22 protein-coding genes are annotated in these 26,433 nt (G+C 53.2%); 8 read left to right on the top strand and 14 right to left on the bottom strand.

The window, feature by feature from the left end; translation table 11 throughout:
* Positions 1-160: 160 nt before the first annotated feature.
* On the top strand, positions 161-2,053 hold the full coding sequence (locus EVJ24_RS10670) for a carbohydrate-binding domain-containing protein (RefSeq protein WP_161568750.1): 1,893 nt from the start codon (positions 161-163) through the stop codon (positions 2,051-2,053).
* Between the two features lie 41 nt (positions 2,054-2,094).
* On the opposite strand, the gene EVJ24_RS10665 is transcribed toward EVJ24_RS10670, so the two are convergent.
* On the bottom strand, positions 2,095-2,721 hold the full coding sequence (locus EVJ24_RS10665; RefSeq protein ID WP_131441297.1) for a TetR/AcrR family transcriptional regulator: 627 nt from the start codon (positions 2,719-2,721) through the stop codon (positions 2,095-2,097).
* Positions 2,722-2,843: 122 nt separating this feature from the next.
* Here EVJ24_RS10665 and EVJ24_RS10660 point away from each other — a divergent pair, with 122 nt between their 5' ends.
* Entirely contained in the window at positions 2,844-3,593 is a 750-nt protein-coding gene (locus EVJ24_RS10660; protein ID WP_131441296.1) for an SDR family NAD(P)-dependent oxidoreductase, read from the top strand.
* A gap of 33 nt (positions 3,594-3,626) precedes the next feature.
* Here EVJ24_RS10660 and EVJ24_RS10655 read toward each other — a convergent pair whose 3' ends face one another.
* Positions 3,627-3,953 (bottom strand): hypothetical protein, encoded by a 327-nt coding sequence (locus EVJ24_RS10655; protein ID WP_131441295.1) that lies wholly within the window; start codon positions 3,951-3,953, stop codon positions 3,627-3,629.
* 120 nt (positions 3,954-4,073) lie between these two features.
* On the opposite strand from EVJ24_RS10655, the gene EVJ24_RS10650 reads away from it, so the two are divergent.
* Together EVJ24_RS10650 and EVJ24_RS10645 are read left to right on the top strand one after the other, a co-directional pair.
* The gene (locus EVJ24_RS10650) at positions 4,074-4,487 is read left to right on the top strand and encodes a hypothetical protein (protein WP_131441294.1); all 414 of its coding nucleotides are present in this window, start codon (positions 4,074-4,076) and stop codon (positions 4,485-4,487) included.
* 20 nt (positions 4,488-4,507) lie between these two features.
* A complete protein-coding gene (locus EVJ24_RS10645; RefSeq protein ID WP_131441293.1) occupies positions 4,508-4,942 on the top strand; it encodes a hypothetical protein in 435 nt (144 codons plus the stop codon).
* Positions 4,943-4,972: 30 nt separating this feature from the next.
* Here EVJ24_RS10645 and rluF read toward each other — a convergent pair whose 3' ends face one another.
* The 3 genes from rluF to EVJ24_RS10630 form a co-directional block, all read right to left on the bottom strand.
* On the bottom strand, positions 4,973-5,683 hold the full coding sequence (gene rluF, locus EVJ24_RS10640; protein WP_131441292.1) for a 23S rRNA pseudouridine(2604) synthase RluF: 711 nt from the start codon (positions 5,681-5,683) through the stop codon (positions 4,973-4,975).
* Between the two features lie 59 nt (positions 5,684-5,742).
* Positions 5,743-6,390, bottom strand: a complete 648-nt coding sequence (locus tag EVJ24_RS10635) for a C39 family peptidase (protein ID WP_131441291.1) — start codon at positions 6,388-6,390, stop codon at positions 5,743-5,745.
* A gap of 75 nt (positions 6,391-6,465) precedes the next feature.
* The gene (locus EVJ24_RS10630; protein ID WP_131441290.1) at positions 6,466-7,842 is read right to left on the bottom strand and encodes a YjiH family protein; all 1,377 of its coding nucleotides are present in this window, start codon (positions 7,840-7,842) and stop codon (positions 6,466-6,468) included.
* Positions 7,843-8,116: 274 nt separating this feature from the next.
* Between EVJ24_RS10630 and EVJ24_RS10625 the strand changes: the two genes are divergently transcribed.
* Entirely contained in the window at positions 8,117-9,109 is a 993-nt protein-coding gene (locus EVJ24_RS10625) for an MsnO8 family LLM class oxidoreductase (protein WP_131441289.1), read from the top strand.
* Positions 9,110-9,148: 39 nt separating this feature from the next.
* On the opposite strand, the gene EVJ24_RS10620 is transcribed toward EVJ24_RS10625, so the two are convergent.
* On the bottom strand, positions 9,149-9,460 hold the full coding sequence (locus EVJ24_RS10620; RefSeq protein WP_131441288.1) for a hypothetical protein: 312 nt from the start codon (positions 9,458-9,460) through the stop codon (positions 9,149-9,151).
* A 155-nt stretch (positions 9,461-9,615) separates the two neighbouring features.
* Between EVJ24_RS10620 and EVJ24_RS10615 the strand changes: the two genes are divergently transcribed.
* From EVJ24_RS10615 to EVJ24_RS10605, 3 genes are read left to right on the top strand one after another with little or no spacing between them, the layout of a single operon-like run.
* Positions 9,616-12,807 carry an EAL domain-containing protein gene (locus tag EVJ24_RS10615; protein ID WP_131441287.1) on the top strand — a complete coding sequence of 1,064 codons (3,192 nt, stop codon included), beginning with the start codon at positions 9,616-9,618 and terminating at the stop codon, positions 12,805-12,807.
* Between the two features lie 17 nt (positions 12,808-12,824).
* The gene (locus EVJ24_RS10610; protein ID WP_131441286.1) at positions 12,825-13,685 is read left to right on the top strand and encodes an MBL fold metallo-hydrolase; all 861 of its coding nucleotides are present in this window, start codon (positions 12,825-12,827) and stop codon (positions 13,683-13,685) included.
* Entirely contained in the window at positions 13,685-14,122 is a 438-nt protein-coding gene (locus EVJ24_RS10605) for a GNAT family N-acetyltransferase (RefSeq protein WP_236637637.1), read from the top strand. The genes EVJ24_RS10610 and EVJ24_RS10605 overlap by 1 nt, the downstream gene beginning before the upstream one ends.
* A gap of 28 nt (positions 14,123-14,150) precedes the next feature.
* On the opposite strand, the gene guaC is transcribed toward EVJ24_RS10605, so the two are convergent.
* The 8 genes from guaC to EVJ24_RS10565 form a co-directional block, all read right to left on the bottom strand.
* A complete protein-coding gene (guaC, locus tag EVJ24_RS10600; RefSeq protein WP_131441284.1) occupies positions 14,151-15,134 on the bottom strand; it encodes a GMP reductase in 984 nt (327 codons plus the stop codon).
* Positions 15,135-15,336: 202 nt separating this feature from the next.
* The gene (locus tag EVJ24_RS10595) at positions 15,337-17,403 is read right to left on the bottom strand and encodes a PAS domain S-box protein (RefSeq protein ID WP_236637636.1); all 2,067 of its coding nucleotides are present in this window, start codon (positions 17,401-17,403) and stop codon (positions 15,337-15,339) included.
* 93 nt (positions 17,404-17,496) lie between these two features.
* On the bottom strand, positions 17,497-18,681 hold the full coding sequence (locus EVJ24_RS10590; RefSeq protein WP_131441283.1) for an MFS transporter: 1,185 nt from the start codon (positions 18,679-18,681) through the stop codon (positions 17,497-17,499).
* Between the two features lie 140 nt (positions 18,682-18,821).
* A complete protein-coding gene (locus EVJ24_RS10585; protein ID WP_131441282.1) occupies positions 18,822-20,078 on the bottom strand; it encodes an MFS transporter in 1,257 nt (418 codons plus the stop codon).
* A 126-nt stretch (positions 20,079-20,204) separates the two neighbouring features.
* Positions 20,205-22,214 carry a catalase gene (locus tag EVJ24_RS10580; RefSeq protein WP_131441281.1) on the bottom strand — a complete coding sequence of 670 codons (2,010 nt, stop codon included), beginning with the start codon at positions 22,212-22,214 and terminating at the stop codon, positions 20,205-20,207.
* A 112-nt stretch (positions 22,215-22,326) separates the two neighbouring features.
* A complete protein-coding gene (locus EVJ24_RS10575; RefSeq protein ID WP_131441280.1) occupies positions 22,327-24,411 on the bottom strand; it encodes a heparinase II/III family protein in 2,085 nt (694 codons plus the stop codon).
* Between the two features lie 102 nt (positions 24,412-24,513).
* Entirely contained in the window at positions 24,514-25,164 is a 651-nt protein-coding gene (locus tag EVJ24_RS10570) for a hypothetical protein (protein WP_131441279.1), read from the bottom strand.
* A gap of 51 nt (positions 25,165-25,215) precedes the next feature.
* Positions 25,216-26,421, bottom strand: a complete 1,206-nt coding sequence (locus EVJ24_RS10565; protein WP_131441278.1) for an NAD(P)/FAD-dependent oxidoreductase — start codon at positions 26,419-26,421, stop codon at positions 25,216-25,218.
* Between the last annotated feature and the right edge of the window lie 12 nt (positions 26,422-26,433).

The following is a 26,433-nucleotide window of genomic DNA, read 5'->3' as shown; positions in this document are numbered from 1 at the left end:
ATTAGTCTTTTTCATTATATGCTCAGCATTTTCTGAGCATCTACAATCTTTCTAGGGATTGTGTGGGAAATGATGGTCTCGCGTTGGTTTAAGGTTCGTTTAAGGAAGGCGCTCCATACTGATTCCATGCTTCACGGAAACAGAAATGGAGGAATTCGATATGGATAAAAGAACGAAACCACTGACGCTAGCGCTGCTTAGTTCGCTCCTATTGTTTGGATGTGCGGATGAAGAGGCGAGCCAAAACATTCAATCCAGCTATACGAGTCAAACGACATTTGATACAGAAGTCGTCAAAAACGATGGAAAACTAGTCACCTACGAGGACGAGGATTACGTAACCGATTACGAAGCGGACGATGCGACAACTATTAGCTTAAACGATGGAGACGTAGACGTTAAAGGGGATGGGGCCATCTTTCAAGATGGCATCGTGCAAATCAAAGTAGGTGGCGTGTACGTGATCGAAGGGTCCTGGTCAGACGGACAAATTCGAGTAGACACAGAAGACGATACGACCGTCCGTCTGATTTTAAACGGGGTCGACATCACCAGTGCGACGTCAGCACCAGTTTATATTAAAAATGCTGAAAAGACGATTATCACACTCGTTGATGGAACGACAAACTACTTAAACGATGCGGAGAAGTATACGTATGATGATGTAGAGAATGAGGAACCGAGTGCAGCTCTGTTCAGTAAGGATGATCTTGTCATCAACGGAACCGGAAATTTGACGATTCGGGCTAACTTCAATGATGCATTGATCGGGAAAGATGAATTACGAATCGTTTCCGGAGCATTCGATATTGAAAGTGTCGATGATGGAATCATTGGGCGTGATTTACTTGCGATCAATCAAGCGAATATGACGATTGAAGCAGGGGGGGATGCCCTGAAGACGACGAATGATAAAGATGCGGGTCTTGGCCAAGTCGTCATCGAGTCCGGTACGTATGCGCTGACGGCAGGTAGTGATGGTATTCAAGCCGTGACCGATTTGACCATCATCGACGGTACGTACCAAATTGTTTCTGGTGGAGGTAGCCCAGACACAATTGAGACGTTTGAAGAACGTCCGAATCAACCGACGTCGACGACAACAGAGGACGAAACGAGTATGAAAGGATTGAAAGCTGGTGGCACCGTCACAGTGACAGGAGGCGAGTTCGGCATCGATGCTTCTGATGACGCCATTCACAGCAACGCGACCGTCATGATTGAAGAAGGTACTTTCCAATTGACGACGGGCGACGATGGGATCCATGCTGACGAAACCGTGACAATCGGTGGTGGCACAATCAATGTACTAAAAAGCTATGAAGGTATCGAAGGGAAAGTTGTAAACTTGAGCGGCGGGACGATTGATATTAAGTCGACCGATGATGGAATCAACTCGGCTGGTGGTAACGACAGTTCTGGTTGGGATATGGCCGCGACGGAAGGTGCGATGATTGCGATGAACGGAAGTACGATAACGATCGACGCAGGCGGAGACGGAATTGATTCAAATGGAGAAATCATGATGTCAGATGGCTTGGTCATTGTGAACGGGCCGACTGATACTGGGAACACGTCACTTGACTTTGATGGGACTTTTGATTGGAGCGGCGGATTCTTAGCGGCGGCTGGAGGTTCAAGTATGCTGCAAGCACCTAGTGACACATCTCAGGCTGGAACGATCGTGATGACGTTTTCGGACATGCTTGAGGCCGGTACGATTGTGCATGTGGAAAATAGCGCCGGCGAGTCCGTTGCAACATTGAAACCTTCGAAGGACTATCAATCAATCATTATGAGCTCGCCAGATTTTGTGGTAGGCGAGAAGTATACGCTCTCGACCGGAGGCGAGGTTAGCGGGGAATCGACTACTGGGCTTTATGAAGGTTCATATACAGGAGGTGAACAGATTGTTGAATTTACGCTCGACGACGTCGTTACGTGGTTGAACGAATCGGGTGTAACGACCCCTCAAACTGGTATGGGCATGGGAAATGGCGGACAGCACTCAGGGGGAGATGGAGGGATGCCGCCTGAAAAGCCGGTCCGATAAAATAAACAACAACCGTTTCCGACTCAGGAAACGGTTGTTGTTTATTTACGAATATACGAGAGAAGCATCTCTTTCAAGACACGCTGTTGAATCGTCGGGTCGATATCTTTCTCTAAATAACTGATGTGCGACTTCAAGATGATGTTGTTGCCGAACGTACCGAACGCGTTGATGACGGTGATGACCGTCTCTTTCACGTCGATATCGTGCCGGAACGACCCGTCCGTCCGCCCGTCTTGGATGAGCGGCTCGAGCGTCGCCATGATTTGGCGCTGTAGTTCGATATAGCCATCGATTCCTGGGAGCGGGGAAGCGACGAACGAGGCGTAGCTTTCGAACGCCTCACGGAAGCGGGAGTGGCTCGTCTGACGCAGCTGTTGCCCAAGCAAATAATCGAGTATTGCTTCTAGTCTTGAATAGGCGTTACCACGCTGTGCCGTCAATTCCTTGAAAACGTGTAACGTCGGTGTCAAGTTATGGACGGCGGCCGCGACGATCAGTTGGTCTTTTTTCGGGAAATAGCGGAACAGCGTCGCCACCCCGATGTTTGCAGCGTCGGCGATGTCTTGCATTTGGACGCGCTCAAACCCGTCTTTCAAAAAAAGTGTCTCAGCTTGATCGATGATGTGATTCAAGCGCTCTTCTTTATTTTGTTGTCGTTTGTTCATCTAATCACCTCTTTGTTGTCTCGTCATTATAACGTGTTCAGGCAGTTTCGTTGAGAATCAAATGTGCCTCGTCTATTATTATGATAGTTAGACTATCATATTTTAAGAATGGAGAGAATTTAATGCGGTTAAAGGGGAAAGTTGCGGTCATCACAGGTGCAGGCAGTGGTATGGGAGAAGCGACGGCGAAATTGTTCGCAAAAGAAGGGGCGACGGTCGTCGCGACCGATATCAATCTTGAAGCAGTAACGAACGTCGTCGAGTCGATTCGAGCGCAGGACGGGGAGGCGCTGTCGATTCAACACGATGTGACATCACGTACAGATTGGGAGAAGGTTTACGCAGAAGTCCAAGCAACGTGCGGCAAGCTCGACATTCTCGTCAACAACGCCGGCATCGCACTGGCTAAACCATTTTTACAGCAGACAGAAGAAGATTGGGCGCGGACGTATCGCATCAACATCGATGGCGTCATGCTCGGAACGCAATACGCGATCCCGCTCATGGAGAAGAATTACGGCGGTTCGATCGTCAACATCTCGTCCATCTCAGCGCTAACTGGAATGGCCGGAGCAGGAGCGTATACGGCATCGAAAGGTGCGGTCCGCTCGCTCACGAAAGCAGCGGCCGTCGATTACGGCAAACAAAACATTCGCGTCAACTCGGTGCATCCGGGCTATATCGTCACACCGATGAGCGCACCGCACATGGAGCATCCAGATTATAAACAACATTTCTTGAACCAAGTCGCCTTGCCGAACTTAGGGACGGCGCATGAGGTGGCAGCAGCCGTCCTCTTCCTCGCATCAGATGAGGCGAACCATATCACCGGCATCGAACTCCCGGTCGACGGGGGCGTCACGGCTAAATAAAAGTAGGGTCTCATTTGAGGCCCTACTTTTTCGCTACTCCAAAATCCCAACGAGTTCCATGACGAGCAGGACGAACAATCCTGAACCGAGGACGGCGGCGAAGAAGACGAGGACGGCGTACTCTTTTTGTTTCAAGATGGCCCACCAGCCGGTCACGAACGCTCCGAGTCCGAGTGCGAAGAACGTGGTCATATAGCTAAGTCGAAGCATGTGTGCGGCGTTGTCGCTCCAAAGTGTTGACGTAAACGTCGTATCAAAGCTGTCGAGCAACAAGAACGGCACGTACATGGCAAGGAATAGCCCGATTAAAATAATCGACCACTTGCCGACCGAGGTGCGGGGGAACAAGGCGCCATTCATGACGATTCACCTCTTTTCCGTTACAAAATCATCTGTATAGGACTATTCCCGTTTTTGACTGAAACGATTAGTGGATGCAATGAATTGTCATGGTATAGTCAGAAAAAAAGAGGTGAAGGTATGATGCATCAGTTGGAATTGAAACGGATATGGGAAGATGCGCTCGAGATAGATGTAGTATTGACGTTAAAAGCAAAGTGGTGCGAGGTCACGGTGAACGAATACGTCACAGTAGCCGATATCGAGGCGCTCGTTTCCGCGTTACAAGCGTTTAATACATGCAATGGAAAGTCGCCCAAGACGTGGACACTCGATATCCCGCTCGTCCACACCGCGATGACGTTCGAACTGGCGAATGCGAGAGGGACCGTTCAAGTCAAATCCGTAGTCGAGCAAATGAAAGGCGATGGCGGAGACATGAACGCTGCTTTTTCGTTCGAGACGACAATGGGACAACTCGATGATCTGCGTCACCAATTATCGGCGTTTTTAGCACGAGAGAGGGATTTGGTCGAATCACTTCGACCAGAATAAAGCGATAGCAGGTGTATGGGATGAAAACTCAATTCGAGATGGAACGAATTTGGATAGATGAGACGGAGTTGTTCTACCAGGTAAAACTTCAGCTCCGCTCATCCGTCTGTTCGAGCAATCAAAACGTATATATGCAAGATGAGATACTGCAAGAACTGATCGACTTGGTGGCTCAATTCAACAACGCCTGGGGGAAAGAGCCATTGATTTGGCGGTTGTTCGACTCGGATGCGGATGATCAAAAAATCAGCCTTACGTTCACGTTGATTGATCGGACGGGAACGATCCAAGTCGACGTCTGGATTGACGACAAATGGGACCATGACCCGTTTGACCATTTCCATGCGGCCTTCAAGTTCAGGACGACGATGGGGCAACTCGATGACTTGAGCGCCCAACTGAAACGTTTTATCCGTCGTGAGACCGACCATGTCTCATCGCTCTATGAACGCTAACAAGCCCAGACAAAAGCGTCTGGGCTTGTTTCAGTACCATTCTTTCGGTTCGTAGTTCAATTCGCGGAACAACTGCTCGCGCTCTTTTTTCGACAGGTCGCGCCATTGTCCAGGCGGGAGCTTACCGAGCGTGATGTTCATGACGCGCACGCGTTGGAGGCGATATACTTCGTAGCCGAGCGCTTCACACATGCGGCGGATTTGACGGTTGAGTCCTTGCGTGAGCGTGATGTTGAAGTCGAACTTCGACAGCGGATGAACTTTACACGGTAACGTCTTCTGTCCGAGGATCTTGACACCGGCTTCCATCTGTTCGACGAACTCTGGTGTGATCGGCTTGTCGACCGAGACGATGTATTCCTTCTCGTGCTCACCCTCTGCGCGAAGGATCTCGTTGACGATGTCGCCATCGTTCGTCATCAAGATGAGCCCTTCCGAGTCTTTGTCGAGCCGGCCGATGTTGAAGATGCGGAGCGGGTGGTTGACGAGGTCGACGAGGTTGCCTTTGACTTTCTTCTCCGTCGTACTCGTGACGCCGACCGGTTTATGGACGGCGATGTAGACGTTGTTGCGGGCGACACGGGCGGCCGAACCGTTGACGAGCACTTCGTCACCCGGATTCACTTGGTCCCCGATTTTCGCTTTCTTCCCGTTGATCGTGACTCGTCCTTCTTCGACGAGACGATCGGCTTGGCGGCGGGACGCCTTGCCGGATTCACTAATAAATTTGTTAATACGCATGGTTACACGTCCTTATGAAATGATACTTCACTATACCGCATTTAGAGGGGGGATCACAATTACTGTCCGCTAGGAGGAAGGACGCGGGTGATGCTGCCCCAAAAGTTGAACTCGTTGAAGTCGATATAACGGATATTCTGTGAGCGATTGTCGAGCACCTCGAGCAAGACGACGTCCGGGAAGCCGGGCTTTTTAAAGATCATATAGCCGATTCCCGTAACGGAATGATTTTTATAAAATCCGTTCGCCATGTTCAAAATGAACGGTCGACCGGCGGCCAGTTCCCGTTCGAACGTCGACCATTTCCATAAATAGCGGGAGCTCGCATGCCCGTCATAACCATAACGGGACCAAAGTTTTGTGATGATTGTACTGATTCGTGTCGGCGGCGTCCCTTTTTCGTCTTTGAACTGATGGGCGAGGGCGATCTCGCGTGCGTCTCGTTGGAGTTGAAACACGTCATCCGGGATGTCGGGATAGCCGTGGTCATGATAATAACGGAAGATGGCCGTCATCGAGGTGAGCGTACAATTGTTTCTCCCACCGTCGAATGCGCGTTGCAGCAAGGCAGGCACACCATCGATTCGCTGTTCTTCTGACAGTGTCCACTGACCGTGATAGCGGTCATTCACGTAAGCCTGCGGGTCGACGATACCGGCATAACCCTTTTTCGCGGTCTCAAGTTGTCCGGCGTAATGATGTTCCACGACGCATCCCTCCTTTTTCTCTATTATACAAACAACGCCTCTTCTCAGGGAAATAGGAGAAGAGGCGTTCTGTCGTCAAAAGACCAAGTGGGCGATTCCGACGACGATTGGGAGCGTGATGAACGTCCGGAGCAAAAAGATGAGGACGAGATCGAAGAAGGAGATCGGTAGTTTCGACCCGAGCAACAGTCCACCGACTTCCGACATGAAGATGAGCTGCGTGACCGAGACGCAGGCGATGACGAACCGTGTCAGCTCACTCTCGATGCCGCTGCCGAGCACGGCCGGCAAGAACATATCGGCAAACCCGACGACCATCGTTTGGGCCGCGGCTTCGGCTTCCGGTACTTGCAGCAACATGAGAATCGGTTCGAACGGTTTCCCGAGAATCGTGAACAACGAGGTGTGTTCAGCGATGACGAGTGCGATCGTTCCGACGGCCATGACGACCGGGAGAATGCCGAGCCACATGTCGAGCACGTTTTGGAACCCGTCCTTGAACGTGGCGACGGCGCCTTTACTCGATTTTGATTTGAGCAACGCTTGACGGAGTGCCCACGTCCGCATCGAAACGTTCGCGGGCACCGGCTCTTCTGGTTTTAACTCGGTCTTTTCGTACGCCGTGTCGGGCTTCCGTGACAGCGGATAGATGCGCGGCATGATCAGCGCGGCGACGATACCAGACAGGATGATCGTGCCGTAATATTGCGGGAAGTACTCGGCGAGATCCATATACGACAAGATGACAATCGTGAATGTGATCGAGACGACGGAGAACGTCGTCGCGATGATGGAGGCTTCCCGTTTCGTATAGTAACCCTCTTCATACTGTCTTGTCGTCAATAAAATTCCAATTGTGGCGTCTCCAACCCAAGACGCGAGCGCGTCCAGCGAGGCCCGGCCCGGAAGGCGGAACAGTGGGCGCATCACTTTGATGAGCATCGTCCCGACGAACTCGAGCAGCCCGAAGTTCAATAAGAGCGGCAATAAGATCCCGGCGAACAGGAACGTCGCGAACAAAATCGGGATTAAGTCATATAACAACAATCCACCCGTGAACTCGGATGTGATCGCCTCGGGACCAATGACGAGTAGCGTCATGACACCTGCGATGAACCCGATGACGCGCATCACAAACCAGAACGGGGTGACGTTGAACAGGACATTAAAGTGTTGCCGCTCTAAGATGAACGCCGGTTTGGCCGCGTACGTCCAAAGTGAACCGAGCACCGAGATCCCCATCATGATGACGGCTAGGGTCGGAACAATCCCGCCAATCAAGTCGATCAACCAGTTCGACAAAAAAGCGACCGGGATGGTGAAACCGTCCCCATCTGGAATTGGGACGATGAAGAATAAAATCCCGATGAGCGATGGAATGATGAATTTCATGTAATCTGCTGACGTGAATGTGGGCCCGTCATGACCGGACTGATTTGGTGTATGATTCATTCAATTTACCTCTTTTCCCCGAAAGTGTAGTTTGCGCTTCACTAGCACGTCCCCATCGTGCGTAACGTGAATCGCTATGAAGGAATAGCTTCTTCTCGTTCATTATAGAGAAGGAGATAAGTAGCAAGCAACAACGTGCTATTCTTTTTCGAAAAGAAGAGAGCGTTTTTAAAAGCGAACTATTCGTATTCTTCGGCTCACTTTAGTATGATGACGGCGAGTGTTACAAATTCGAGATATTCATCATATATACTTTAGAAACGGAGCGATACAAATGAGATTAAGTGTACTCGATCAAGCACCGGTGACGTCCGGACATACGTCAGAACATGCCTTACAGAGCGCGGTCGAACTCGCCCAAGTGGCAGAAGAGCTAGGCTATTACCGGATGTGGATGGCTGAACACCACGGTGGTATGTCGTTCGCAAGTTCGGCCCCGGAAGTCATCGCGGCCTATATCGCTGCGAAGACAGAACGGATTCGTCTCGGGTCGGGCGGCATCATGATGATGCACTATTCGCCGCTCAAGATGGCCGAAGTGTTCAAGACGCTGAGCGCACTCGCACCAGGTCGAATCGACTTTGGGGTCGGCCGGGCCCCGGGTGGCGACGCCAACGCCATCTACGCGATGTCGCAAGGACAGAAGCCGATGATGGACGGACTATATGAGAAATTGCAGACGACACTCCAACTGATCAACGATGAGACGCCGGAAGAACGGTGGTACAAAACGACGCCGGCCGCACCGACCGGGGTGACGCTCCCTGAGGCTTGGCTGCTCGGGTCAAGCGGCAACAGCGCCGTCCAAGCCGGCCGCATGGGCGTCGGCTACTCGTTCGCCCAATTTTTTAACGGGGAACTGAGCAAAGACACGCTCGACACGTACCGGCATCACTTCACACCGTCAGCGTTCATGGAGAAGCCTGAAATCAATGTCACGTATCTCGTGACGACGGCCGAAACGGAGGAAGAGGCGGAATATTTGGCGCGTCCGTCCGACTTGTCACGCCTATTCCTGATGAGAGGGCAGCTGCGTCAACTGCTCAGCCCGGAAGCGGCCAACGATTACCCGCTCACCGAAGTCGACAAGATCCACATCGCCAACAACCGGGCCATCCATCTCGTCGGGACGCCAAAACAGATCACGGCGCAATTGCAGGACGAGTCCGTGCAGTATGGCTTTGACGAGGCGATGATTTGCAGTATCCAACATACACAAGCACAGCGATTGAACGTCTACCGTCTGCTCGCGAAAGAACTCCTCTAACGAAACGCTCCTTCTCATATCGGGAAGGAGCGTTTTAGATTAGCGGAACAGTTGCATAAGCACGAACAAGGCGACGAGTCCGCCGAGAGAGACAGTAAAGAAGACGGCGACCGAGCGTTCGTGGTTGCGGAGGATGGTGTATAGACCGACGACGAACGCACCGAGGGCAGCGGCGATGGCTGACATCGAGAAGACGACACCCCATGTGTTATCGAACAAGGTGTCGAAGTTGAACGGTTGACCCGACTGGACGATGAGAGCAGAGACGACTAAGAGCAGAAAGACGGCGAGCAACAGGGCAACGGACCATTTCCCTGGTCGCGTCTGTGGATAGACGTTCCGACTGAGCATGACGGTTCACCTCACTTTTCATCTAAACTCATTTACCTATACCCGATTTTTTTAGCTATTTCCAAAAATACTTTCCCTTTTTTTGAACGGTTTTATGAACAAGTCAGCGTAAAAGTTCTAAACTAAAAGAAATGGAGATTGTATGGAGGTAAAGTATGCAACAGATGAAGGCCGATCCACATTATTTGTTTGATGTATTCGTTCGCTTGTATCGAATGGTCTTTTTGATGGAAGTGACGCCGAAAGGGTATCGTTACGTCCGTGTCAGTGAGCAAGGGAAGCGCGCGTCGTCGCTTCCGGACGATGTGAGCGGTCGCTATTTGCACGAGATGTATGCGCCGGACGTCGCGAACGAGTTGATTTTGCACTATGATGTGGTCGTTTCGTCTCGTGAGCCGGTCTATTTCATGTCAAGGATGAACATAGAAGCTAACACTGCACGCTTCGCCTCATCCATGCTCATGCCGCTCGAGGACGCCACTGGAGAAGTGCGCTACGTTCTCGGTTTGACGACCGATTTGTCGGAAGATGCGGAGATGAAGCTACTCAGCAGCATCGAGAACATCGATTATTTGACGGGCATGCCGAACTTGATGAAAGTGAAGCTCGAGCTTGAAAAACTGTTCGCCACACGAGAGCGTGAGGAAGCGACGAGCGTCATGCGCTTCCATATCAACCGTTTTAAGATCATCCTGTCGCTCCAAGGGGTGGAGCGATCGCAACATTTAATCAAAGAGATGACCCGTCACTTATCTGACTTGCTGCCGAAGGGCTCGATTATCGGCCGCGTCGACGGGGAAGATTTCATCGCTGTACTGCCGCATACCTCGATCGAGACAGCATACATGCATGGGGAACGTTTACTGGCGACGATCGCGGATTACACGTACCATGTTGCCGAGACCGAGTTCACCCTGTCCGGCTGTCTCGGTATCAGTTCTGGCAGTGAAGACGCCGACCAAGTGATCATGAACGCGTCGACGGCATTGCTAGAAGCAAGGCAAGCCGGTAAACAGATGATCAAAGTGTATGAGAAAGATGATTATATGCAGCATTACATCGACGAGATGACGATCGAGATGGAGCTTCATAAAGGATTGAAGGCAGGCGAACTCGGCGTCGTCTATCAGCCGAAAGTAGACTGTCGGAATGACGCCGTCCATTTCGAGGCGCTCGTCCGCTGGAAGAACACGGTGCTCGGAAACATTTCGCCTGAAACATTCATCAAAATTGCGGAACAGTCACTGTTGATCGAGGACATCACTGAGTTCGTGTTCGAACGTGTCTGCCGCGACTTGAGCGATCGACCCGAGCTGTTCAACGGCCGCCGTGTCGCGCTCAACTTGTCCCCGGTCTTGTTCCGTCAAGACTACGTCCAAAGCAACCTGATCCCGCTTCTTAAAACGTATGGTCTCTCAGCTGATCAGTTCGAGCTTGAGATCACGGAACATACGCTCATGCAGGAACCGCTCATCGGGATTCAGACAGTTGATTACTTGAAGGCGGCGGGATTCCGCATCTTAATTGATGACTTCGGCGTCAGCTATTCGTCACTCAACTATTTGAAGATGTTCGACATCGACGGCATCAAGATCGACCGGTCATTCATCAGTCAGCTCGATAAAGACAACGGATTAAAAGAATATGAGATCGTCAAACTGATTGTCGCACTCGCTAAAAAACTGAACTTAGCAGTCACGGCGGAAGGTGTCGAGACGGAAGCACAGTACCGTGCAATCCAGCGGCTCGGATGCGACGACGTGCAAGGCTATTTCTTCAGCCGGCCGCTCTCGCTCTCTAACCTCGAGCCGGCACTTGAGACAATCGTCTGTCAATACGAGGCGCTGCGATTAGACGGCTCGGACCGGTCCAAGTTAGCGGTACGGTTCGATGAGACAGAGGCCGAACGATTGAAAACAATCCTTCGGCTCGAAATTTTAGATACCCCGAGGGAAGAGCGGTACGATCGCATCAGCCGACTCGTCGCGAAGACGCTCGGGATGCCGGTCGCGCTCATCTCAATCCTGACAACGGACCGGCAGTGGATCAAATCGTGCCAAGGCACCGATCTCGAAAGTCCCCACATCGATCGGAAATGGACGCTATGTGACCGCGTCGTGACCGGCCGGGGACCACTCGTGATTGAAGACGTCAAAACCGCGGAGGCGTTGAGTGAGAATCCGTTGCTCGAAGGGATCGGCTTTTATGCGGGTGTGCCGCTTATGACGAGAAGCGGACACGTCATCGGAACGCTCTGCGTCACCGACGGAGTGCCCCGCTCGTTCGAGCATGAGGCGCTGCAGACACTTGAAGATTTTGCGCGTTGGGTGATGGCCGAAATCAAATTGACCGAACAGGCACGTGCCCAGGAGCGGCGTCAACAGACACTCGAGTCGCTGTACGAGGTGACGGCCATCCAAGCCCCGTTTGCTGACAAGTTGAAGCGGATTCAAGAAGTGCTCAGGGAGTGGATCGGTTATTCGCATGCCGTCATCTTCTCGACAGAATCACGCCAGCGCGTCCTGTCCGCCGATGGGGATACCTGGATCGATTGGACGGACGAGCGCTTGCAGCACGTTCATGCGCTGACGACGGTCGGGCATCAAAAATTGAAACGTTCGGAGCTCGTCCTTGAAGGGGTCGAATTCGCATCGATGATCAGCTTGCCGTTATCAAACGAAGGCAAGACGTTCGGATGGGTCGTCTTCCTGGCGGAGCAGGGCAGTTTAAACGATGTGGCCGATGCGGTGGCAATTCATGAGATGACGGACACGATCTTACTCGTGACCCGTTGGATGGAGAACGAGATTCGCCGAGAGCGTAAACATCAGGAAGTGATCGAACTCATCACAAAAGACGGATTAACGAAACTGTCGAACCGTCACTCGCTCATGACGGACTTGAGACAGACGATGAATCGAAAACGGCCGGTGGCGCTCCTGTTCATCGATTTGGATGATTTCAAGCGAATCAATGATACGCACGGCCATCTCGTCGGCGATGAAGTGCTCGTCGAAGTGGCGAAACGCATCGGATCGTTCAGTCACATACATGCAGGGAAAGCGTATCGGTTTGCCGGAGATGAGTTTTTGATTGTCATCGATGCAGGTCCAGAATCGCTTGAAGAAGCCGTTTTCGACGAATTATCAATCGCTATTTCCCAGGAAATCACGGTCGAAGGCGGATTGATGCTCCATCTTTCGGCTAGTATTGGTGTCGCATATTCTGATGCTAGTTTGTCCTCCCTCGATACGCTCATCCATCACTCGGATGCGGCGATGTATATCGCTAAAAACGGTGGCGGGGACGGCTACTATATTTATGATTCGTATCAAGAAAATAAATGAATGAAAGGAGGGGGCTCATGCAGACGTTAAAACGCTACTCAGACCGCTTTTGGTATATGACGCCCGTTAGTGAGACGGACCGGCCAATTATCGGCGCGGTCGTCGGGGACACCCACACGCTCATGATCGATGCGGGCAATTCCGAGGCCCACGCGAACTTATTTTTAGACGCCTTGGCCGAGCAGGGGATCAGCCGTCCGTCGCTCGTCGCGTTGACGCACTGGCACTGGGACCACATCTTCGGTCTGTCGGCGTTACAAGATACCGTCTCGGTTGCAAGCGGGGCGACGAAAGCGCGAATGGAGCGTCTCATGCCATACAACTGGGACGACGAGTCGCTCGATGAACGCGTCGAGAGCGGCATCGAGATCGCCTTTTGTGCGGAGGCGATCCGGCTCGAGTTCGGGGACACCCGCTCGATGCAAGTCGTCCTACCGACCGTGACGTTCGACGACACATTGACGCTCGACCTCGGTGGCGTCCACGTCTTGTTGAAACACGTCGGGGGCGATCATACGGCCGACGCGGTCGTCGCTTATATCCCGGAAGAGAAAGTGCTGTTTTTAGGGGACGCGCTATATGCGAACTTGTATGCCCCGTCTTGGCAGATGACGGCCGGGGAGACGCTACGGTTGTTGAGCGTCCTCGACACGTTCGAGGCCGAGGCGTACGTCTGGTCGCACGGTCAAGTTGCGACGCGGTCGGAATATGAGAAAGACCGAGATGTACTTCGACACTTAGCACACATCACCCTTTATTTCCCGGGAAATAAAGAGTTGATAACGGCTCAATACGAACGCTTAACCGGTCGTCTGGTTGACGAAGAAGAGCAAGAACTGATCACGTTTTTTGTGAACGGGTCAGGTGGTGAAGCGTGATGGACATCATCCACATCCGTGAAGACGACGAGGCGTTCCAACAGTTTTTGACGAGTCGGTTGCGTGCGTTCAACGATGTTCATTCAGCGCATCACCGAGCAATCCGCAATGCCGACGTCCCGGTCGTCCAGTTGAAAGTGGAGCGTGACGGTCAAGTGATTGCCGGACTGTTCGGTAGCGTCTACTGGGGCTGGTTCGACCTTGACCGATTATGGGTTGACTCCAACCATGCCGGTGAGCGGATTGGGACACGACTCCTTGAGGAAGGTGAGCGTCATGCCCGCGCACTCGGCGCCACGCAAGTAAAGCTGACGACATTTTCGTTTCAGGCGAAAGCGTTTTATGAACGTTTCGGCTACGAGGTGGCCGGCGTCCTCCGCGACTATCCCCCGGGCTCTGACTACTACATGATGACGAAACGTTTGACCGATGCATGAAAAAGGCGACTCGCGCGAGTCGCCTTTTTCAGTACACTTTATCCCCGTTGAAGATTGAGTTTTTCACCATGACGTAATCGACGGTACGTAACGCGTCGAGATTGTTCCCACCCGAGTATGAGATGGCCGACTGGAGGTCTTGCTCCATCTCGGTCAACGTGTCTTGAAGCGCCCCTTTGTGCTCGACGAACACTTTTTTGCCTTCGACGTTTTTCCGTTCCCCTTTTTGGAATTCAGAAGCCGACCCGAAGTATTCTTTGAGCCGTTTCCCGTCCTGCTCGAACGTCTCCCCCGGAGACTCGTCGTGACCGGCGAACAGTGAGCCGATCATGACCATCGATGCGCCGAAACGGACCGATTTGGCGATGTCGCCGTGCGTGCGGATGCCCCCATCCGCGATGATCGGTTTCGTCGCCGCCTTGGCACACCAGCGGAGCGCGGCGAGTTGCCAACCGCCTGTCCCGAAGCCGGTCTTGATTTTCGTGATGCACACTTTGCCCGGTCCGATGCCGACTTTCGTCGCGTCCGCCCCGGCATGCTCGAGCTCACGGACCGCTTCCGGTGTCCCGACGTTCCCGGCGATGACGAACGAGCTCGGAAGATGCTGTTTGATGTGTTGGATCATCCGGATGACCGCGTTCGAATGGCCGTGTGCGATATCGATTGTGATGAATTCTGGTGTATGTCCCGCTTCGGCGAGCTGTTCGACGAACCGATACTCGTCTTCTTTCACACCGACACTGATTGACGCGTACAGGCCACGTCCGTGCATGTCTTCGATGAACCGTAGCCGCGTTTCTGGATTGAACCGATGCATGATGTAGAAATAGCCGTTCTCAGCGAGCGAGAGCGCCACGTTCTCATCGATGATCGTCTGCATATTTGCCGGAACGACCGGAAGGCGGAACGTGAGGCTGCCGAGTGTGACGCTCGCGTCACATTCCGAACGACTATCGACGACACATTTTGCCGGAATCAATTGAATATCTTCATAATCAAACACTTTATCCATCGTTTGCACCCCTATTTACGAACATTTTAATTGAGTTATCTAGAAATACTTCGCCCATTCGGTAATGTAACGCATTTTTTGATGAAAGTCAAAGGGATGTATCGAAAAAATGTATATTTTCAATACAATAACGTTATTTATATTCTTAATGTTCGTGTTTAGGCTAACTACGTTAATGTTTCACGTGAAAAAAGACCGCTGGTCAGCGGTCTTGAAAAATCACATATCGGTTGCGGCCGTTCGACTTGGCTTCATAAAGTGCGAGATCGGCTTGCTTGAGCAATCGTTTCTTTGTCATACCTGATTGGTAACGAGCGACACCGACACTCGACGTCGTGACGAACGTGTGGCCTTCGATCTGCCACGGGTGCTGGAGCGAAGCAATCAGCTTGTCCGCGACCCGGTCAGGTGCTGACAAATCGGTATAGCGGATCAATACAGAGAACTCGTCGCCGCCGAAGCGGGCGATCACGTCTTGTTTCCGTAGCGCCTGGGTGAGACGGATCGAGAACTGTCGCAGCAGCTCGTCCCCGACGTCATGTCCGAGCGTGTCGTTGATCTGTTTGAAATGATCGATATCGAGCGAGAGGATGGCTAGCTCCTCGCCGTCCTCTTCGACCCTCGAGAGAGCCTCTTCTAAGTAAGCCAAGAAGTAACGACGGTTCGGGAGCTCGGTCAGCGTATCATGATAGGCTAAGTGTTTCAGTTGTTTCTCGAGTACTTTACGTTGCATGATCTCACGGGTGACCGTTAAATAGTGCAGCAACGTCGCTTCTTCATAGATGGCCTGAATTTTTGTCTCGAGCCAAATCCATCTGCCATCGTGGTGGAGGTGACGAAACTCGAGAGTGAGCGGCTCACTGCCGGCCGTCATCGCTTTGAGCTGCTGTCTCGCCGGCGTGACGTCTTCGGGGTGAATGAAGTCGAGCGTATTCTTGCCTTCGTAAACCGCGGGAGCATAGCCGAGGACGCTCTGGTGGGACGGCGAGGCGTAGCGGACACGGCCGTCGCGCTCGAGGATGCAGACGAGGTCGCTCATGTTTTCCGTGATCAGCCGGTACTGCGTCTCACTTTGACGCAACGCTCGTTCCATCTCCCGTTTCTCGGTCACATCACGCAGGAGGGTCATTACGGCGGTCGTCCCTTCGTAGTCGATCAATAGACTGCCGATATCCATATGTAAGTTCTGACCAGACGGTGTGACAAGGACGATTTCCGTGTCTTGGACAGGGTCACCGTGCTGCAAGGCGGCAAGGCGTTTCGTTGTCGCTTCGTGATAGTCAGCAGCGACATACTTAAAGATGGAGTCACTCTCGATATATGTCTCCCCAACCTTTTCTAAAGCTAAGGTGTTCGCATATAAGATCATGCCGTCTTGGTGGACGATAATCCCTTCTGGAATCGTCTCGATGAGCTGACGATAGCGTCGTTCGCTCTCTTGCAAAGCGCGTTCGGCGGTCTTTTCCGGCGTATGGTCGATGATGATGGCGAACAGGCCGGTGATGTTGCCGCCGATCTCAATCGGGATGTTCAAGACGGCGAGGTCGAGCGCTTCACCCGTCTTATGATGCGCTGTGACCCCGTACTTGTGGGGCTTTCCGGATAAGGCGAACTGGAGTCCCTCGCAGACGAGCGGTTGTTCCGAGTCCGGTAGCCAGTCAAGGAACGAACGGTTGATGAAATCGGTCTCGCAATAGCCGGTGATGTTTGTGACGGCAGGATTGATCGATTTGACCCGAAGTTCGGGGTCGAGAACGAAAATGCCGTGTGGCGAATAGCGGCGCAACGACTCATGCTGGTCACGTAAAATCGATAGCTCGAGCTCACGCCGTTTTCGCTCCGTCACTTCCCGAACGACCGAGATGACGTGGGTGCAGGCACCGGATTCGTCAAATACCGGCGTCACTTCCGACTCGAAATAATGAAGCGGCAACAAGACCACATCTTGGTACTCAAGTGTTTCCGAGTAGAACGACTCAGCGAGGCGATAGTCTTCATAGACGATGCTCTTTCGTTCGCGAATCGCTTCGTCATAATGGTGGGTGATGAGTGCGGCCGTCTCGGCCGGAACCATGTCGCCGACACACTTTCCGACGTCAGCGTCTGTCCAACCGATGGCTTGCTTCCCAGGTTCGTTCACAAATACATAGCGATAGGTGGAACCGTCCACTTCCATGAAGAACACAAAATCCGAGATTTTATCGAACGTCTGGAGCAGGATGGAAGAATGGTGTTGGATCGTCTGGTCGGCGCGCATAATGTCCCTCATTTCAGTCGATTTTTTGACACGTCATTTTTATATTACAACATTCATAAAAAGATGTGTGAACATTCCAAAAAAGACAGGACTGTGAAAGTCCTGTCAGGCAGCTTGTTTGAGACGGTCCCGTTCTTGGCGGCCGTTCATCACGTAATACAAGAAAATCGTGAAGGCGACGACCCCGGCGAGCAACAGATAGATGGTAGAGAAACCGGTCAGCGGGATGAGTAGCCCGATGAAGTAGGGACCGAAGCCGAGCCCGGCGTCGAGGGCGATGAAGAACGTCGACGTCGCCATCCCCATCCGTCCAGGTGAGGCCGCCTTGACGGCGATGGCCTGTGTACCGGACTGAATATTGCCGAAGCCGAGCCCGATCAACGCGCCGGCGAGTAAAAGGCCCAAAGCGCTCGTCGCTTGGCTAAGGACGAGCAGCCCGACCGCGAAGATGAAGATGGCCGGATACATGACGACATTGGCGCCACGCGCGTCCATGAGCCGTCCCGTGATCGGGCGCGACAACAGGACGGAAATCGAATAAACGAGGAAGAAGACGCTCGCCGCTTCGACGAGGTCGAGTTCGGTCGCGTAAAAGTTGATGTAAGACAAGACGCTCGAAAAACTGAGCGCGGCGATTGCGATGATGAGCGCGATAGGTAACGCCTTCGGCTCGACGAACGCCTTAAGTGACAACCCACGAACGATTTCTGGATTGTCGGCCTCGGGAACGGTGACGAACAAGGCGCTCACCAAACTGACGACGCCGACGACGAGACAAGCGATAAAGATGGTCGAGAAACTCGTATATTGGCTCATCAGCAAGCCGACGAACGGGCCGATGGCGGTGGCGAGCGTCGAGCTCATGCTGTAGTACCCGATACCTTCACCTTTCCTCGCTCCGGGAATGATCTGGGCGACGATCGTGCCGGTCGCTGTGCTCGATAAACCCATGCCGAGACCGTGCACGAAGCGGGTGAACAGTAGGAAGCCGACGCCGAGGTCGACGAAATAGAGCAGGATCGTGGCCGTGAAGAAGGTCAGCCCGATCAACAGCGTCTTGCGCCGTCCGATTGAATCGATCAATCGGCCGATGAACAGTCGGCCGACGAGCGTACCGATGATGAAGATCCCGGTCACGAGACCGGCCTCACTTGTCGTCGCGCCGTATGTCGCAACGGCGTGGACACCGATCGTTACCATGAGCAAGAAAAAGATGAGCGTCAAGAAGAAGTTGACGAGCGAGATGATGAGGAAGTCTTTCGTCCATAATTTTTGTGCGGTCAATTGCATCGGCGATGACGCCTCCTTATTTGTTTGAACCTAAATAGTTAGTAAACATAACTAAAGGAGTATAGCAAATTGACGAGAGCTTGTCAGAGACGACGCATTGTGCATGAAAAACCGATTCGCGTGAGCGGATCGGTTTTTCATTAGATCAAGTGGCGGCGGTACCAGAGGACGATCGGTACGAGAACGAGTGAAACGATTCCACCGAGCAGTGATAGCGTCAAATAGCTCGACTGGGAGGCGATGATACCGGACAGCATGCCGCCCGAGGCGCCGGACAAGGCGATCCAGACGTCGACCGATCCTTGCGTCTTCGCTCTCGTCTCGGGTGTCGTCGCATCGACCAAGATGGCCGTCCCACTGATGAGACCAAAGTTCCAACCGACACCGAGCAAGACGAGACCGACGATCAACAAGAACAGCGAGTCGGCCGGTGCGAACGCCGCGACGATGCCTGCGAAGAATAACGTCACCCCGGAAGCGATGGCCATGATTTCACGGCCGACTTTGTCGACGAGCACGCCGGTCACGAGCGAGGGTAAATACATCGCACCGATATGGAAGCCGATGACGAGACCGACCGCGCTCAGTTCATGGCCGTGCTGCCGCATGTGAACAGGTGTCATCGTCATGATGGCGACCATGACGATTTGGCTAAGCAGCATGACGAAAGCACCGACGTACACACCAAGACGAGAGTGGACTTCTTCGGGTTGACGTTGCGTCGCGTCTGTCGATTGCTTCCGTTTCGATTCGATGGCTCGGGCGACGAGGAGCGGGTCAGGGTTCAAAAACACGATCAAGATAAGACCGGCCACGAAGTAGGCGGCTCCCGCGAGTAAAAATGGACCAGAAAGCGTCGGGATGCCGATGGCGTCAGCAACCCGCCCCATCGGTTCGACCAAGTTCGGTCCGGCAACGGCACCGAACGTCGTCGATACCATGGCGATACTGACCGCGGTCGCCCGTTCGGTCGCATTCGCCAAATCCGTTCCGGCGTAACGAGCCTGGAGGTTACTCGCCGTCCCGGCCCCGTAAATAAGGAGCGACATGAACAAGAGCGGTACGCTCTCGAACGCGGCGGCAAAGATGACACCGAACGCACCGAGGGATCCCGTCAAGAACCCGGTCGCGAGTCCGACCCGGCGTCCGACCCGTTGCGATATCATCCCGATCAGAAACGCGGCGCCGGCAGAGCCGAGCGTGAACAGCGCCGTCGGGACACCCGCATACGCATCGGTCCCGAGCAGGTCGCGGGCGAGGAGCGCCCCGACGGTTATGCCTGCGGCGAGGCCGGCACCCCCGAAAATTTGAGACAGCACGACGACGAACAACGTCCGTTTATACAGACGGCGTTGTTGCTCGGTGTCGGTCACATATGAATCAATCTTATTTCGCATGACACGATTCCTCCTCCATCAACTTATACCCCACCTAGTATAACGTTTGCAGTCGTGGAAAAGAAGGGTGGACAAAAAAGGACTCGACTCGAAAATACCGAGTTGAGTCCTTCCGTTCGTGAATCGTCAAGCACGGTCCCAGAACCGAGCTTTGGCAATCCCGTCGATGAACGTGTCGAATCCGTCGAGACTGTGTTGTTTGAACGTGTAGACGCCAGGTTGGTCCGTCTTGACGCGGCACTGATCGAGCACTGAATCATCGTGTAAGTGCAAAGCGAGCGGCTTGAAGTGTTTATACGTGTTCTCGATAAACTCGAGGACATCGTCTTCGACCGAGCTCGCGGCGCTGACGAGGAAAGCGGCGTCGAACAGGCTCGAGTCGACCGTATCGTACGTCTCTTTCACTTTGAGATCACCGAGCGTGTACGATTTCTTCCCGACGAGGCTATAGTTCACTTTTTTGTCGGCAAGCGCTTGGACCCACGCCTTCACTTGCGCGGCATCGACATCACCGGCGAGAAGGACGGCAACGCTCTTCGTATCCGGTTTCGAAATCGTGTCCGCCATGCTGAGAGCAGGCGATGTTTTGTCCGAGACGACTTCGTTGTTCTCGGCAGGCAGTGCGACGCCTAAGTTGTCGGCGACGACCGAGGCGAGTTCGCGGTCGATTCGGTTCAACAAGTCGACGGCGTTTTCTTTCACCATGTCCGATTCACACTTGCCGAGTTCGAAGCTACAGGCGTCTTGAATGTGCTTCTGCTCGACCGGGGTCATGCTGTTGTAGAACATTTTGGCTTGTGAGTAGAAGTCGAGGAAGCTGTCGCTGCGGCCACGGACTTTGTGACCATCGACTTTCTCTTGGTAATGCTCAAATCCACCTTGGTCGACCGGAACAGGTGCCGGCTGATTGTTGTTGAGCGCGTTTTTATGGTAGCTCGTCTGGCCTTTATGGACCGACATTTGATGCATGCCGTCGCGTTGATTGTTATGGAACGGACAGACCGGTTTGTTGATCGGGATCTGATGGAAGTTCGGTCCGCCGAGACGTGACAGCTGTGTATCTGTGTATGAGAACAAGCGCCCTTGCAGGAGCGGGTCGTTCGAGAAGTCGATGCCCGGAACGATATGCCCTGGATGGAATGCGACCTGTTCGGTTTCGGCGAAGAAGTTATCGACGTTCCGGTTGAGCGTCATCTTCCCGACAAGTTTGACCGGGATTTCTTCTTCCGGCCACAGTTTGGTCGGATCGAGGATATCGAAGTCGAACTTGAACTCGTCTTCGACTGGGATTATCTGCAGTCCGAGTTCCCATTCCGGGTAGTCGCCTTTATCGATCGCCTCATACAAGTCGACGCGGTGGAAGTCGGCGTTTTTCCCGACGGCCTTTTGCGCCTCGTCCCAAACTTGCGAGTGGACACCGAGCTTCGGTTTCCAATGGAACTTGACGAAATGGGCTTTCCCTTCCTTGTTGACGAGTCGGAACGTATGAACGCCGAACCCTTCCATCATGCGAAGGCTGCGCGGGATCCCGCGGTCGCTCATCGCCCACATGACCATATGGGCCGTCTCATGGTTTTGCCCGACGAAGTCCCAAAACGTATCGTGGGCACTCCCGCCTTGCGGGACTTCCGTGTGCGGTTCCGGTTTCACGGCATGGACGAGGTCGGGGAACTTGATTGCGTCTTGGATGAAGAAGACGGGAATGTTGTTCCCGACGAGGTCGTAGTTGCCTTCGTCCGTATAAAACTTCGTCGCAAATCCACGGACGTCACGGACCGTGTCGCCGGATCCACGCGAACCTTGAACCGTCGAGAAGCGGACGAAGACAGGCGTCACTTTCGCAGGATCGTTCAGGAAATCCGCTTTCGTATAGTCGGCAAGTGACTCGTATACTTGAAACTCTCCGTGGGCACCGACGCCGCGCGCGTGAACGATTCGTTCCGGAATCCGTTCATGGTCAAAGTGCGTCATTTTTTCACGGAAGTGGAAATCTTCGATGAGCGTCGGTCCCCGAAGCCCCGCTTTGAGCGAGAACTCATCCTCCGCCATCTTCAGTCCTTGGTTCGTCGTCAGTCCTGCTGTTTGTTCATTGTCAATCGTATGTTGTTTCAACTGTTCTTCTTTTTTATTCCCCATCATGTTGCCTCCCCATAAGTATATGCTCTTCCGACGTAAGCCGTGATTGACCTACTTTACGGTTTTTCCCTAACGCTACGAGAAGAAACCCCCATTTTAAAATGGGGGTCGGTTAGCGCAGCATCGACAACGTCTTCGTCGTTCCATCTGATAAGGTGTATCGGACGATATAGTGGCGGGAGGTCGTCTCCATCTTGTAGGAACTGATTTTCGTCGGTTTTTCCCCGATGTGAAGGAGCGTCAAGTACGTCACACCTTTCCCGCGCTTCGTTGTCGCGACTTGATTTCGTTGTTGCCAATCGTAATCGCGGTACGAGACGTGGCTCGACCCGACGGCGAGTCTTGGAATCGAGCCGACCTCAAGTTGCAGGAGATGGAGCGAGCGGCCAGCCGCGTCTTTGAAGTAAGCGTATCGACTGCCACTCGCCACCCGGTGCAATCCGACACCGAGATGGAACCGCTGGACGAACGATTCGGTCACCGGACTCGTGACCCGGTCATAGACGAGCACCGTCCCATCACGGTCATAGGCGAGACGCCGAGTGTGCGACATGCCGTTCCCGATCAATTGGCTCGTCCCGGAAGCCGTCCACTGAATCGAGGAGGTCCCGACCGACGTGATCTGGCTTCGTCGCAAGTTGCTCGGAATCAATCGGAAGCTTTGCCCGGCAACGTGAACCGTATTGTGAGCAGCGGCTTGGAGCACGACGTTCCGTTCAGGACGCTTCGTGTACGCATAACGTCCGCTCTCGACTAGGAAATCGCGGCCGTAACCGTACAAGTCGATGGACAGGTCGTCCGCATGTTTATGGATGTTGCTATGATAGCCGGCCGTCATCGTCACTTGGACGGCGTCTTGGAACGGTTCCGAACGTCCTCCCCAATGTTGCCTGAAGAATGCGTATTGGTTGGACAGTCGGCCTGCCTTGGCCGTAGGCTGTACTCCGGCCTTGCCTCCCGTCATCGCATAGAGGAGGTGAGGATACCGTTCAATGTAAGGGATGGCGTCCGTCCGGTGGGTGATGGACGGTGTGTCGCCGAACATCGGCAACGTGCCGTTCGGTTTGAGCATATACGTGAGCGCCACCGGCATGTCTTTCACGTCACGCATTCGACTCGACAGCGCAAAACGGTTCGCCGACGCCCAATCATTGAAGCGGGCGAGCGTGTCATATAGATAGATTTGATAGTAGGGTGAGTGTTCGAGATGGACGCCGTCCGCACTCAAACTATGGTTCAGTTGTCTCGTCAGGCGGGTCGTGGCGAGCCCTCGCCAAGCCGCAGAGCGGTCAAAGGATCGATGCGTCTCGGCGACGGCCGAGAGCGCCATGTCTTGAAAGATACCGTGGTTGTTATTCGGTTTATAAAAGCTCGTCTTCGCCAAGAGCGTCGCGTGTTCATAAAGTGTTTTCGCAAACAGTTGTGAGAACGCCGGGTCCGTATTGACGCGCGATGTCCGGAATACGTTCCAAAAATTGAGCAAATGGAACGTACGGATCGCGGTACCGTGGTCATGGTAAGGCCACGGGTGGCGCGTATAGGCTGAAATCGGATATTGCTTCGTCCAGCTCGAGATGATTCGCTTCCCGTAACGGAGATACTCCTCTTGTCCGGTGGCGGCGTAAGCTTGCGTCAGTTGGTTAAGTGTCGTGAAATAGTGAATTTGAAACTTGAATGAGTTTGAATCAACGTTTGGGACGTACTTGTCGAATCGATATGTATCAATATTTGGGACGCGCAACTGATAGGGTGGTGATGGGATATACCAATTCCCCTTTATAGCGGCGTCGGCTCGGGCGATGGCAGTCGAATCTTTCAGCTCGTCGTAATAGTAGGGGGTGCGTCCGCGCGTCAGCGTCATCATGTATTCGTGAATAAGCCGTGTGTTTGCCGAGTCCGCAATCGCGGTTAACGATAGGTTCGTCGAAATCAGTCGTCCATCTTGCTTCCTTACGTACCAGGTCGTTCTTCCGTCAACGAGGCGATAGTAGGCACCCGATGTCGTGACGGCTCGAAATATTTTCGTGCTTTTTAGCGTCGTCTTCGGGATGAGTGTCTTGCCTGAAAATTGATAAAGGATGGTGCCGGCGGAGACGCTTACTTGATATGGGGCTGGTGTCGCAGCTTCGACGTTTTCGGGTGAAATACAGATGTTGATCAGGAGCAATAAAACCAAGACGATAACGGAGCGTCTCATAAGGTGTCGTCCTTTCTGGAGCACGATTCAGCAAAAAAACCCTGCCCCATACAGTTAGCCGTTGGGGGAGGGAAGTCCTGCTTGTTCAGTGAACGAAAAGTGTCACAGCGCTGCCCAAACGCTCTGCTTCAAGACGATATGCTGCACTTTTTCAGGCTCGAGATCGTATTTCGTCGAGATGGTCCGGGTCACCTTTGCTTTCAAATCAGGGTCGTTGGATTGTTTCGCCTCGTAAATCTTGTTCCACTCTTCCCAGACACGTACCTCGCCTTCAGATAGTTGGCCGGTCCATTCCTTCTCGCGAAGCTGCCAACCGAACACCATGTCGTCGTAATCGCCGGCCTCGACCGTCTCGGCGAGCGACCAGTCGCCTCCTGGCGCGTAGACGGCCTGACCGAGGGGAGAGTCCGTGCCAATATACGCCTCGTGATCATAGAAACGAATCAATGCGGCTTGGAACGTGTCTCGTTCGGTCACCTCACGCATGACGTCATGGCTGATGGACTGGAGCGTCTCGACGTCAGGACGTCCGTGGACGACGACATCGTATTCATAGCGGACCGCGTCATCTTCATGTATCGGTTTGCTCGCTTCAATCGTATAAGTTGCTTCGTGCTGAGACATCTGCTCGGTTTTGTCTTTCTGTTTCGGCGGGTCATTCGGCCACACGTAAGCGGTGAACGCGATGGCAGGGACGAGCAGCAGTGCTCGTCTCAGACGATATACCCACTTCGGTTTTCGTTTCGATTTCATGGTTATCACTTCCAATCTTATGTATGAAAAAATCCCCTGATCGCCAGGGGATTAACGCGTCCGATCTAATCGTACGAGCCGGGCATCCGAATTGTCGATGCCGCGCACTAAATCACTCAAGATTTTAGAACCTAACATGCTGTAAACCGTACCGTTGCCGCCATATCCGAGCAGGTAGAACAGGTTTTTCCGGTCCGGGTGTTCCCCGATGAAGGGCAGATGGTCGATCGATTCACCGAACAGAGCTGCCCAAGCGTATTCGACTGTCAAATCGTACATCGGGAACAGCGCCGCGACTTCTTGGCGAATCCGCTCGGCCCGATTATGAATAAGTGCCTCACTATGAGGCGTTTCCGGCTTTTCCTCGTCGAGGCCACCGGCGATGATCCGGCCATCGACTGTCGTCCGCAAGTAGAGGTAAGGACGTTTCGTCTCCCAAATGAGCGCCTGCCCGTCCCAATCCTTGAGATCCTTGATTGGGTTCGTCGCGATGGCGTAGGAACGATTGAGCTCGATGCGATGGGTGTCGAGCAGTGGTGCCGGCCCGTAACCAGTCGCGAAGATGACGTGTCCGGCTTTGAACGTCCCGTCTGGCGTCAAGACGAGCCAGCCGTCTCCGTCAGGCACGACTTCCGTCACGTCCGTCTCCTCGAAAATCGGAACGTCGTTCGTCGATAGGTAGCGGACGACTTGACGGCTGAGCGTGAGCGGGTTGACTTCGGCGTCACCTTTCGTGATCAATGCCGCGGGCTTGTCGAACGGAAACCGTTCGGCGAGCGCTTCACGGTCAAGCCATTCGGCGTCAAAACCATGCTTGGTGAGCATCTCATACTCGCGTTTCAATTTGGAGACATCTGCCTCCTCGCTCGCGAAGCAGAGACTGTCCCGTCGGATATAGACGCCTTTTGCATCGACGGTCTCGGCGACCTCATCGAGCGCGTCGACCGCCTCCAAGCATAAGTTATAGAAGCGGACGGCATCGTCTTCTCCGATTTGATCGGCGAGTTCATGTAACATGATGTCGTTTGAATACTGGATGAGCCCCGTGTTCGCCGCCGTACTTCCGGCTCCGACTTTTCCTTTATCGAGCACGGCGAAATCGACACCATCCTTGTAAAGTGTGTAGGCCGTCAACGTGCCGGACATGCCGGCCCCGATGACGAGTACGTCGTACTGTTCTTTTTGGACCGGCTTTTGTAAAACGATCTGTTCCGATTCCGTAATCGGCCAATATAAGTTCCCGTTGTGCATCTCCATGACGTCATCCTC

The sequence above is a fragment of the Exiguobacterium sp. SH1S21 genome, from assembly GCF_004337175.1.
Taxonomy (GTDB): Bacteria; Bacillota; Bacilli; order Exiguobacteriales; family Exiguobacteriaceae; genus Exiguobacterium; species Exiguobacterium aurantiacum_A.
This window is presented reverse-complemented; position numbering and strand designations above follow the sequence as displayed.

Excerpts from the sequence above, each read along its gene's own strand:
- EVJ24_RS10670 (WP_161568750.1), top strand. The coding sequence starts at position 161 with ATGGATAAAAGAACGAAACCACTGACGCTAGCGCTGCTTAGTTCGCTC.
- EVJ24_RS10665 (WP_131441297.1), bottom strand. The coding sequence starts at position 2,721 with ATGAACAAACGACAACAAAATAAAGAAGAGCGCTTGAATCACATCATC.
- EVJ24_RS10660 (WP_131441296.1), top strand. The coding sequence starts at position 2,844 with ATGCGGTTAAAGGGGAAAGTTGCGGTCATCACAGGTGCAGGCAGTGGT.
- EVJ24_RS10655 (WP_131441295.1), bottom strand. The coding sequence starts at position 3,953 with ATGAATGGCGCCTTGTTCCCCCGCACCTCGGTCGGCAAGTGGTCGATT.
- EVJ24_RS10650 (WP_131441294.1), top strand. The coding sequence starts at position 4,074 with ATGATGCATCAGTTGGAATTGAAACGGATATGGGAAGATGCGCTCGAG.
- EVJ24_RS10645 (WP_131441293.1), top strand. The coding sequence starts at position 4,508 with ATGAAAACTCAATTCGAGATGGAACGAATTTGGATAGATGAGACGGAG.
- rluF (WP_131441292.1), bottom strand. The coding sequence starts at position 5,683 with ATGCGTATTAACAAATTTATTAGTGAATCCGGCAAGGCGTCCCGCCGC.
- EVJ24_RS10630 (WP_131441290.1), bottom strand. The coding sequence starts at position 7,842 with ATGAATCATACACCAAATCAGTCCGGTCATGACGGGCCCACATTCACG.
- EVJ24_RS10625 (WP_131441289.1), top strand. The coding sequence starts at position 8,117 with ATGAGATTAAGTGTACTCGATCAAGCACCGGTGACGTCCGGACATACG.
- EVJ24_RS10620 (WP_131441288.1), bottom strand. The coding sequence starts at position 9,460 with ATGCTCAGTCGGAACGTCTATCCACAGACGCGACCAGGGAAATGGTCC.
- EVJ24_RS10615 (WP_131441287.1), top strand. The coding sequence starts at position 9,616 with ATGCAACAGATGAAGGCCGATCCACATTATTTGTTTGATGTATTCGTT.
- EVJ24_RS10610 (WP_131441286.1), top strand. The coding sequence starts at position 12,825 with ATGCAGACGTTAAAACGCTACTCAGACCGCTTTTGGTATATGACGCCC.
- EVJ24_RS10605 (WP_236637637.1), top strand. The coding sequence starts at position 13,685 with ATGGACATCATCCACATCCGTGAAGACGACGAGGCGTTCCAACAGTTT.
- guaC (WP_131441284.1), bottom strand. The coding sequence starts at position 15,134 with ATGGATAAAGTGTTTGATTATGAAGATATTCAATTGATTCCGGCAAAA.
- EVJ24_RS10595 (WP_236637636.1), bottom strand. The coding sequence starts at position 17,403 with ATGAGGGACATTATGCGCGCCGACCAGACGATCCAACACCATTCTTCC.
- EVJ24_RS10590 (WP_131441283.1), bottom strand. The coding sequence starts at position 18,681 with ATGCAATTGACCGCACAAAAATTATGGACGAAAGACTTCCTCATCATC.
- EVJ24_RS10585 (WP_131441282.1), bottom strand. The coding sequence starts at position 20,078 with ATGCGAAATAAGATTGATTCATATGTGACCGACACCGAGCAACAACGC.
- EVJ24_RS10580 (WP_131441281.1), bottom strand. The coding sequence starts at position 22,214 with ATGGGGAATAAAAAAGAAGAACAGTTGAAACAACATACGATTGACAAT.
- EVJ24_RS10575 (WP_131441280.1), bottom strand. The coding sequence starts at position 24,411 with ATGAGACGCTCCGTTATCGTCTTGGTTTTATTGCTCCTGATCAACATC.
- EVJ24_RS10570 (WP_131441279.1), bottom strand. The coding sequence starts at position 25,164 with ATGAAATCGAAACGAAAACCGAAGTGGGTATATCGTCTGAGACGAGCA.
- EVJ24_RS10565 (WP_131441278.1), bottom strand. The coding sequence starts at position 26,421 with ATGGAGATGCACAACGGGAACTTATATTGGCCGATTACGGAATCGGAA.